Here is a 1,997-nt window from a genome sequence, read left to right as displayed (position 1 = left end):
CCCTGCGCCAGGCGCTGGGAAATGGGCCCGAAATCTTCGTGCTTTCGGGCCATATGGCGGGCGACACAGAACTGATCGCGGGGCGCGCGCTGACGCCGGTGTTGAATTCGCTCGAACAGGTCACACGGCATTTCGAGACGCTGCCGGGGCATGGCTTTGGCGTACAGCTAGATACCGGCATGAACCGCCTTGGCATGGAAGCGGGCGAGTGGGAGGCCACAGCCCCGATCGTGATCGGCGCGGGCCCGAAGCTGCTGATGAGTCATCTCGCCTGTGCCGATGAGCCGAAGCACCCCGCGAATGCGGCACAATTGGCAGAGTTTCATCGCCTAACCGATGGCACCGGGGTGCCGCGATCCTTTGCCGCAACGGGCGGCATTCTGCTTGGGCGCGCTTATTGTTTTGATCTTACGCGGCCCGGCATCGGGTTATACGGCGGCGCGCCCTTTGCAGAGGCGCGCCCCGTGGTGCGCTTGTCGCTGCCCGTGGTGCAGGTGCGCGAGGTAATGGCGGGCGAAAGCGTGGGCTACAGCTACGCTTGGCAAGCGGCAGAGGATTCGCGCATTGCCACCGTTGCCGCGGGCTATGCCGACGGGTTGATGCGCACGCTTTCGGGCAAGGCCACGCTTTGGGCCGATGGCACGCCCTGCCCGGTCGTGGGGCGCGTGTCGATGGATCTTATCACCGTCGATGTCACGCATCTGCGCGAGGTTCCAGAGACGCTGGATATCCTCTGCCCCGAACAGGGGATCGAGGCCCTGGCCGAGGTGGCAGGAACGATCGGATATGAAATCCTTACCGCGCTTGGGCCGCGCTATGCGCGCCGCTACAACGGTGCCGCACCGTGAGCCCGCTTGCCCCGGTTGCGCGCCTTGGGCGCAGCGTATTGGCAGCACTTGCCGCAACCGGCCGCGTCGCGCTTTTTGCCGCCGAAAGCCTGAGCCACCTTGTGCGCCCGCCCTTCTACGGGCGCGAGTTTCTTGCCGCCGCCTTGCAGATCGGCTGGATGAGTCTGCCCGTGGTGGGGCTGACCGCGTTGTTCACCGGGGCCGCGCTGGCCTTGCAGATCTATGCAGGCGGCGCGCGTTTCAACGCTGAAAGCGTGGTGCCCTCGATTGTCGCAATCGGCATGACGCGCGAGCTCGGGCCGGTTTTGGGCGGGCTCATGGTGGCCGCGCGCGTCGCCTCTTCCATCGCCGCCGAACTTGGCACGATGAAAGTGACCGAACAGATCGACGCGCTGGTCACCCTTTCGACCAACCCGATGAAATACCTTGCCGCACCGCGCATTCTCGCCGCCACGGTTACCGTGCCGGTGCTGGTGGCGGTGGGCGACAGCATCGGCATCATGGGCGGTTGGCTGGTGGGGGTGAACCGGCTGGATTTCAATTCGGCCACCTATCTGCACAACACCATCCAGTTTTTGGAAGCGTGGGACATAGGCTCGGGCTTGGCCAAGGGCGCGGTGTTTGGCTTCATCGTGGCACTGATGGGCTGCTATCACGGCATGAACTCCGGGCGCGGCGCTATGGGCGTGGGTGCGGCCACGAAAGCGGCCGTGGTTGGTGCCTCGGTGCTGATCCTCGCCTCGAACTACCTGCTGACGGAGGTGTTCTTTTCGGCATGATCGAGCTTGCGGGCGTGCACAAGGCATTCGGCACCAAATCGGTGCTGCGCGGGGTCGAACTTACGGTGCCGCGCGGCACCTCGATGGTTATCATCGGTGGCTCGGGCACCGGAAAATCGGTGCTGCTGAAATGCATCCTCGGCCTCGTGCGCCCCGATGCGGGCTTGGTGCGCGTGGCGGGCGAAGATGCGCGCAAAGCCGCGCGCGATGCGTTTCTGGCGCGGTTCGGGATGCTGTTTCAGGGCTCTGCGCTTTTTGACAGCCTGCCGGTCTGGCAAAATGTCGCCTTCCGGCTGATGCGCGGCACAAGCAAGCGCCCCCGCGCCGAAGCACGCGAGATCGCCATTGAAAAGCTGCGGCGGGTCGGTCT

3 protein-coding genes are annotated in these 1,997 nt (G+C 64.9%); all 3 read left to right on the top strand.

Going from position 1 to position 1,997, the window contains the following annotated elements; translation table 11 throughout:
* On the top strand, positions 1-848 hold an 848-nt coding region (locus ABY403_RS16085; RefSeq protein ID WP_372841822.1), incomplete at its 5' end, for an alanine racemase.
* Positions 845-1,627 carry an MlaE family ABC transporter permease gene (locus ABY403_RS16080; RefSeq protein WP_372841821.1) on the top strand — a complete coding sequence of 261 codons (783 nt, stop codon included), beginning with the start codon at positions 845-847 and terminating at the stop codon, positions 1,625-1,627. The genes ABY403_RS16085 and ABY403_RS16080, both read left to right, overlap by 4 nt.
* Positions 1,624-1,997: ATP-binding cassette domain-containing protein (locus tag ABY403_RS16075; protein ID WP_372841820.1), on the top strand; the 374-nt coding region annotated here is incomplete at its 3' end. The genes ABY403_RS16080 and ABY403_RS16075, both read left to right, overlap by 4 nt.

It is taken from the genome of Phaeovulum sp., assembly GCF_041596715.1.
Classification (GTDB): domain Bacteria; phylum Pseudomonadota; class Alphaproteobacteria; order Rhodobacterales; family Rhodobacteraceae; genus UBA6213.
This window is presented reverse-complemented; position numbering and strand designations above follow the sequence as displayed.